We start from the raw sequence: 7,168 nt of genomic DNA on the forward strand, positions 1-7,168 counted from the left end.
GAGGACGGAAATTTTCACCGTGATACCCTCCGATTTCCCCGTAATCCAGGTTCAAGTGAAAACCGGACCTTTCTCCGGGTGGAGAAAACTCTCAACCAGGGTTTGAAAATCCTCTCTTCCCTGCTACCGTAGAGGGGAAAATAGTCTCTCCCGACCAGTTCTCCATCCGGCACACCGTTATCCGTATATACCGGTTCTCTGGCAAACCGGTAGTTATCCACGCTTTTGGAAGATGTGCCGGTTGCAACCTCACCGTATTCGAACCCGGAAGCCGGCAGCCCAGCTACCACCAGAGCAAACACGAGTGCCAGCGACAGCGACCATCGGCTGTTCCGGAGCCAAAAAGAGAGGAGTCTGCCTATCAATTTCATTTCTTTCACTCCATCACCGGTTATCATCTTCTCATCTGTGCACGATGTATGCCCGCGAAGGGATATGAGGCTGAAAAATGTAACCTGTCAAAATCAATGGGTTATCTCGTAATCGTGGAAAACAGTCACACGGAAAAGGTTGCCGCAACTGAATAATGTTTTCGCTGTTTGGTGGGTGGAGCGTAAAATTATTTCACACCCTATGGCGGGGGACGTAAAAACAGGAAAGGCCCTCTGGGAGGGCCTTTTGGGGTTTAAAGAAGGGATGTTGGGAGGGAAAAGTAAAGGGGATAGTTTTTCAGAAGGATGTCTCCCGGTAAAGCCGGGCCGTATAATCGTCCAGTAAAACGACCAGTCTTTCCATTTCCAAACCTCTAATTTATATTTTTCTATGACCTGGCCATCCGCTCGCCAGTTGATCGACCAGATCGGGAACGTGTCCGTGCCATACTTCCATACCCTTGAAAAATTGAGCAATCAATGTACGCACGACAGCTTCCCCCTACGCCGCTTCCTCCCTTTGAAGCCAGATTGACTTCAGATCATCCAGTCTGGGAACGAACATGGGAACATGCTCCATATACCTGTGGTACCCCTCTCCGAAAATTGCCAGCATATCCCGTTCCTCTTTCCGGGCAAGGCGGTAGTAGACGAAAAATATCATCGGCGACAGGATGAGCGTTATGAGAGTCGGCCAGTGAATAAGCTGTCCCACGACAACGAGAAAAATTCCTGTATACTGGGGATGCCTGATTATGGAGTAAGGGCCATCGGTAACCAGCCTCTTCTCCCGTGAGGCGGCGTAAACCCTCTGCCAGGCTACCGCAATCAAATAGATGCCGGAAAATATCACCGCAAATCCCAGAAACATCTCGATCATCGCGGCAGCTGTCCCCTCCTTGATGAAGAATGACCAGAGATGTCCGTTCGCGTGGACCCACGGAATGTCTATTTTGAAGACCGCACTGAGAAGATATATGGTGAGTGGAAAACCATACATTTCTACATAGAGGGCTATGATGAACGCGTGAACCAGTCCCGCACTCTTCCATTCCCTCCACGATTTCGGTGAGAGATATCGGTAGAAGATCCACGAAGCCAGAACGATCATGATCAATGCCAATCCCCATGTCCCACCGAGGGATTCTTTTTCCATTCCACTTGCCTCCTTTAACGAGTTTCTTTTATTAAGAGCACCTATCGTGCCACCTCTCTGCAATTATCTGGACATGGGAGAAAATAGTTGAATTATAGCCGGATATTCGTGGTCATTCTGTGCTTCAGGCGTTAACCCCTTTACTCCAAGAAACGGTTACGGTGAGTATTTTTTTCCAGGTCATCCGATTTTCGGGCAATAATTTTACATCCCGGCCTTATAACTCCCGACCATTAGTATCCAACGGTTTTGCAAAACTATCCCCCCGGGCATCAGGACATCTTCTCAGACGTCGGGCGATTTGCATGCCGCACCCCGGGGGGGAGGAAAGCCATCAATGATCTCTCATCAATAAGAAATGGGTCAGGGGGCAGAGAACGAGGAGTGCAAGAACATAGAATTCACCTATGTATCCAAGGAGGTATAAAGTGAGGACCCCGGCAATTATCAGGAAGCAGCAGTAGCCAGCAAGGCTCAGCATCCAGTGACGCACCCTGTTTTTTTTCTTTACGCCCATCATTATGCCTTTTCTCATAATTGATCGTGGCGGTAATCCGAGGAGGACTCGATAACAGATTTCTGAATCCACGATCGTTTGATTTGCAAAAAAGATGCCCATCTGATTTTAACGCCAATTAATCAGGGATCGATCCCAGCCCTTAGCGCCCTTTCCCGGTCACCGCCCTATCATCTCGGTAATTTCGCTGGCATTCGATCATTCATATGAAATGGAGGCATAAATCTTCTGGAATTCAAAGAGGAAATCTTATATTTTTATTAAGGGAGATAGCCTTGTATATGCTGAAAAAATATTTGACAAAGCTCTATATTCCAGCGATAAGCATCATCACCGTGGTGCTCATCCTCCTGATCATCCTCATCGTCTCGACGCAGAAAAACCTCAACAGGCAGAAAAAGATCATGGAGGAGGCGTTGCATGAAAAGGGAAGCCTGGCACTGAGATCCCTGGATTCGTCTATCGCCGGAGTGCTTCGCGAAAATGGAGACCTGAAAGAAACCCTATCGGTTCACGCTCCCCCCTTGCTGGATGACCCTGACCTGCTCTATGTCTACGTGGTTACTCCTGATGAGGAAATTTTATTTCATAGCGACAGGGAAAAATCCCGCCAAATTCCCTTTCACAGGGAATTGACTGAAAACGTCATGCGGAAGGGGACGGCAGTCAAGATTACGAGGGACCAGGCCTTGATGGAGATGGGGAGGAAGGTGGGGGGCTTTGTGGAAGTCGCGGGTCTCGACATGAAAAGGATAAAGGCTGCCAGGAAGAGGGACATCAACCACGCCATTTTCATGGGAATGATCCTGCTTTCACTCGGTACGGCTTCCATATATTTCGTCTTCATGGCCCAGAATTACTACCTCGTGAACAGAGCTCTAGAGAGAATGCGGTCATTTACCGACAACGTGATGGAAAACATGCCCAGTATCCTCATATCAGTGGACCCAGACGGAAAGATCGTTACGATAAACAAAGCCGCGAAGAACCTCCTGAATCTTACGGGCAAAGAGACCGGTAAAATGGGAATTTTCGATATCCTTCGCCCGGAAGACAGCACGGTGCACGAGGCCCTTGAGCGGGATGAGAGCGCCTATGAATTAGAGGGCCTGGTAACCATGCCCGGGATTACCGAAAAGATACCCATTTCGGTGAGTGCGAGTCACGTGTACGATAGTTCCAGAAACAGGATCGGTAGTGTGTATATTCTCAGGGATTTGCGGGATATAAAATCTCTTCAAGCGAAGGTGATAAGAACGGAGAAGCTCGCCATGGCCGGAACACTTGCATCGGGGCTTGCCCATGAAATAAGGAACCCCCTCAGTTCAATAAGGGGATTCGTCCATTTCTTCAAAAAACACTTCACCGCACCGACGAAAGAAAGGGAATACCTCGATCTGATGATCTCCGAGATCGACAGGGTAAATAGAACAATTGCTGATCTTCTCAATCTTTCAAGGCCCAAAGAACTTGAGTTCAAAGGGAATTCGATCCTCGAGGCGGTGAAAAACGTGGTATCCATTGCGAAAGGGAAAGCCGATGAGGCGGGGGTCATACTGAAAAGTAATCTGAACGGGAACGTTCCGTCGGTCTACTTCGATGCCGATCAGGTACACCAAGCTCTTCTGAACATAGTCATTAACGCGATAGAGGCAACCCCTTCTGATGGAACGGTACATATCGGGGTTCGCCACGACGGGGAAAAAAATCTCGTGCTCGTCGAAGTGTCCGACACGGGCAGTGGAATCGACAAATCCGTTATGGAACGCTTATTCGATCCATTCTTTACAAGCAAAGAAAAGGGAACGGGCCTCGGCCTTGCCCTCGTTCAAAGCGTGATGGAAATGCATGGATGGGATATCTCTGTGGACAGTAAAAGGGGAGAGGGAACCCAATTCACTATCTCGATACCGGTCGAGAAAGAGGGAAAAAAAGTTGGTCAAAAGCAAGAGAAAGAAGAACATCCTCGTCGTGGATGACGAGGTAAGCCACAGGGTAATGCTTCGTGCGAACCTGGAGGGAGAAGGGTATCTCGTATACGAAGCCGAGGATGGGGAAAGAGCCGTGGAAATGGCGGCGGAAAGGTCGTTCGACTGCATTCTGATGGACATACGAATGCCGAGAATGGACGGCATCTCAGCGCTCAGGAAAATAAAAGATAGTGCATCTTCCGTAGCTATCGTGATGATGACCGCATACGGGTCCGTTAGCACAGCCGTAGAGTCACTGAAGTCGGGCGCAGAGGACTACGTGATGAAGCCGGTAAACATCGACGAGCTCCTCATAAAGCTGGGAAAGATCATGGAGTTCAGATCCATGGAGGAGGAAATTCTCACCATCAGGGAGCGCCTCGGGGAGCGTTTCGATTTTTCAAATATCATCGGTAGCAGCACACCGATGCGGGAGCTCTATGAACTCCTGTCAATGGTTGCGCCAACCGACGCTACCGTTCTTCTCCTCGGAGAGAGCGGAACGGGGAAAGAACTCGTGGCAAACGCTATCCATCAAAATAGCGGGAGAAAGGAGAAGCCCTTCTTGAAGGTAAATTGCGCAGCACTCCCGGAGAATCTGCTGGAGAGCGAGCTGTTCGGGCATGAAAAGGGAGCATTTACGGGGGCTGTGGGGAGAAAGGATGGACGGTTCAAAGCAGCGGATGGAGGGACTATTTTCCTCGATGAGATCGCCGAGATGAGCACCACGACCCAAGCAAAGATCTTGCGGGTCCTCCAGGAAAGGGAGTTCGAATCCCTGGGAAGCAATAAGACTATAGGGGTAGATGTGCGGGTGATCGCGGCAACGAACAGGGACCTCCAGATCGAAGTAGAGTCGGGAGAGTTCAGAGAGGACCTCTACTATCGCCTCAATGTCGTGCCCGTTCTGGTCCCACCGCTACGGGAAAGAAGAGAGGATATACCGATGCTCATCGAGCACTTCACCGCGCAGTTGAGCAGCAAGATAGGAAAGAAAATCACAGGGGTCAAGGACGAGGCATTGTCTCTCCTCAAGATGTACGCGTGGCCGGGAAACGTGAGAGAACTGGAAAACGTGATTGAAAGGGCGGTGATCATGTCCAAATCAGAACAGATAGATACAGATAACCTGCCGGAATCGATAAGAAATATAACCGAATCAGACGATGAGGAAAAGGGCAGAGACACTATACCTCCCGGTATAACACTTAAAAAAGCCGAGAAGCTGTTGATAACCGAAACCCTCAAACAAACCGGCGGCAACAGAACACGGTGCGCAGAGATACTGGGGATTACGAGAAGAACCCTCCAGAATAAAATCAAGGAATATAATATAGACATATAAATCCTGAATCACCAAAGGCTAAGGGAAACCGTCCCGAAGTTAAGAGTCATCTGCACGGGCCATCACATCAGCACACGTAGTTTCAGGGTCAACGCGGAGAGTGAGAAGATCTGAGATTTCTTTGAGGGAGAATCCCAGACCCTGAGCCCGCTTGATAAATATAACTCTATCGACTATGTCGCTCCCGTACTGCCGGTATCCCGATTCTCTCCCCGGCGGTCCGGGGATCAGCCCTCTCCGCTCGTAGTAGATGTTGTTGAATACAAGAGATTAATCAAAGCTGAAAAATGGCTCCCACAACGGTACGCCTCGGGGAGCCAATGAGATCGAAAGCCAGCTTAAAGCCGGCTTCTCTGATGGTTCAAAGTTCCTTGTTGAAAACCCGGCCATCTGGTACCTTACCCTCATGCCGTCCTGTTTCTATATACTCAGACTTGAATCCGGAAGACTCTACTGCGGGGCCACGAAAGATATCAAAAGAAGAGTGAGAGAGCATTTCGAAGGGATAGGTTGCAGGACTACGAAAGGGGACCCTCCCGTTGAGCTCGTTTATTTTGAAACCTTCGACTCATACTCGGATGCGTGCAAGCGGGAAGCCCAGGTAAAACGCTGGCCTAAGAAGAAAAAAGAATTGCTCCTTTCCGGTGACATTTTTCACCGACCCGTAAAGTAAAAATTTAGCAAAGGTGAAGCACGTAAAAATCCCTTCTCTTTTGTGGGCAATGATGATCGCATTGCAAACAGCAATCGTAAATGAAACCCTTCTTTGTTGATTTCACTTCACGGGTAAGAATATGGTTATTTCGGTTCCGCCGGAGGACCTGTTTCTCGCCTCTATGCGTCCGTTGTGAGCTTTGACGATATTGTTGCTGATTGCCAGCCCCAGCCCCATCCCCGCCGGTTTTGTAGTGAAGAAAGGTTCAAAGATGCGATCTGCAATTTCAGCAGGTATTCCGGGGCCATCATCCAGAAAGCTTATTTTAACCCACGGTGAATCGAGTTTTGTACTGATTCCCAATTCACCGCTCGCCCCGCAGGATTCAAAAGAGTTCTTTATCAGGTTTATGAAAACCTGCTTTAAAAGGGATGGATCCGCCTGAATATCAGGGACATTTTCAGACAAGGAGCTCTTGATCTTCATGTGCAGCTTCTCCATCTCGACGAGCCCGATCGTTTTTTGGATTACTTCGTTTACGTTTATGGAATCCTTCTCCACCTTCAGCGGCCTCGTAAAATCCTGAAAGTTGCCCAGTATGGTATTTAACCGTTCAACTTCTTCGTTGATGACACGGTGATACTCCCGTATTTTCGGCTGCTCGATGTCCTTTAACGCGCTGGCCTGCAGGATCGATGCGCTTTTTATCGAGCTGAGAGGATTTCTTATCTCATGGGCAATGCCGGCCGCCATTTCCCGCAAGAGGTCCAGTCTCCTCCGGGTTTGAGAGAGAACATCGAAGGCCCTCCGGTGCCTGTATACGCCGATGGCAAGTATCGAGGTAAACATAACGCTGCCGGCATGGCCAAGGGGGGGAACGTGGACGCTCACTTTTTGGACCAGGTCCGTCATCCCTGCAAAGAAGGCAATAACGGAAGCGAAAAGAAGATACTTCAGCCGGTTCTTTTCATCATCGTATTCTGACCGTTGGATGCCTCTGACGACCATAAGGATACCCCAGAGGATAAACGGAAAAAGAAGAACCAGGAACCCGATATTCCAGGTCATGCCCCCTATGAGCCTTCTCGTCAGAGAATTTACCTGCTCAAAGGGAACACTGATCGCGAGCACACCGGAAAATACGTATGCAACGA

The 7,168-nt window shown here is 49.2% G+C and carries 8 protein-coding genes; 3 read left to right on the forward strand and 5 right to left on the reverse strand.

Going from position 1 to position 7,168, the window contains the following annotated elements:
* Positions 1–14: 14 nt before the first annotated feature.
* From GTN70_11440 to GTN70_11450, 3 genes are all read right to left on the reverse strand, one after another.
* Positions 15–371: a hypothetical protein gene (locus GTN70_11440; GenBank protein ID NIO17573.1), complete on the reverse strand. Its 357-nt coding sequence runs from the start codon at positions 369–371 to the stop codon at positions 15–17.
* Between the two features lie 502 nt (positions 372–873).
* A complete protein-coding gene (locus GTN70_11445) occupies positions 874–1,527 on the reverse strand; it encodes an isoprenylcysteine carboxyl methyltransferase (protein ID NIO17574.1) in 654 nt (217 codons plus the stop codon).
* Between the two features lie 334 nt (positions 1,528–1,861).
* Positions 1,862–2,047 (reverse strand): hypothetical protein, encoded by a 186-nt coding sequence (locus GTN70_11450; protein ID NIO17575.1) that lies wholly within the window; start codon positions 2,045–2,047, stop codon positions 1,862–1,864.
* A gap of 278 nt (positions 2,048–2,325) precedes the next feature.
* On the opposite strand from GTN70_11450, the gene GTN70_11455 reads away from it, so the two are divergent.
* Together GTN70_11455 and GTN70_11460 are read left to right on the forward strand one after the other, a co-directional pair.
* Positions 2,326–4,023, forward strand: coding sequence for a PAS domain-containing protein (locus GTN70_11455; protein ID NIO17576.1), 1,698 nt, complete (start codon positions 2,326–2,328; stop codon positions 4,021–4,023).
* Positions 3,893–5,359, forward strand: a complete 1,467-nt coding sequence (locus tag GTN70_11460) for a response regulator (GenBank protein NIO17577.1) — start codon at positions 3,893–3,895, stop codon at positions 5,357–5,359. Before GTN70_11455 ends, GTN70_11460 begins: the two co-directional genes overlap by 131 nt.
* A gap of 39 nt (positions 5,360–5,398) precedes the next feature.
* Here the strand turns inward: GTN70_11460 and GTN70_11465 are convergent, their stop codons facing one another.
* Positions 5,399–5,611 (reverse strand): MerR family DNA-binding protein, encoded by a 213-nt coding sequence (locus GTN70_11465; protein ID NIO17578.1) that lies wholly within the window; start codon positions 5,609–5,611, stop codon positions 5,399–5,401.
* Between the two features lie 154 nt (positions 5,612–5,765).
* Here GTN70_11465 and GTN70_11470 point away from each other — a divergent pair, with 154 nt between their 5' ends.
* Positions 5,766–6,032 carry a GIY-YIG nuclease family protein gene (locus GTN70_11470; GenBank protein ID NIO17579.1) on the forward strand — a complete coding sequence of 89 codons (267 nt, stop codon included), beginning with the start codon at positions 5,766–5,768 and terminating at the stop codon, positions 6,030–6,032.
* Positions 6,033–6,134: 102 nt separating this feature from the next.
* Here GTN70_11470 and GTN70_11475 read toward each other — a convergent pair.
* A partial coding sequence (locus GTN70_11475; protein ID NIO17580.1) for a hypothetical protein occupies positions 6,135–7,168 on the reverse strand: 1,034 nt, incomplete at its 5' end.

The organism is Deltaproteobacteria bacterium (assembly GCA_011773515.1).
Lineage (GTDB): Bacteria > Desulfobacterota > Deferrimicrobia > J040 > J040 > WVXK01.

What these genes read in the sequence shown, in the direction of transcription:
- GTN70_11440 (NIO17573.1), bottom strand. Translation starts at nt 371, where the DNA reads ATGAAATTGATAGGCAGACTCCTCTCTTTTTGGCTCCGGAACAGCCGA.
- GTN70_11455 (NIO17576.1), top strand. Translation starts at nt 2,326, where the DNA reads ATGCTGAAAAAATATTTGACAAAGCTCTATATTCCAGCGATAAGCATC.
- GTN70_11450 (NIO17575.1), bottom strand. Translation starts at nt 2,047, where the DNA reads ATGATGGGCGTAAAGAAAAAAAACAGGGTGCGTCACTGGATGCTGAGC.
- GTN70_11460 (NIO17577.1), top strand. Translation starts at nt 3,893, where the DNA reads ATGGATGGGATATCTCTGTGGACAGTAAAAGGGGAGAGGGAACCCAAT.
- GTN70_11470 (NIO17579.1), top strand. Translation starts at nt 5,766, where the DNA reads ATGCCGTCCTGTTTCTATATACTCAGACTTGAATCCGGAAGACTCTAC.
- GTN70_11445 (NIO17574.1), bottom strand. Translation starts at nt 1,527, where the DNA reads ATGGAAAAAGAATCCCTCGGTGGGACATGGGGATTGGCATTGATCATG.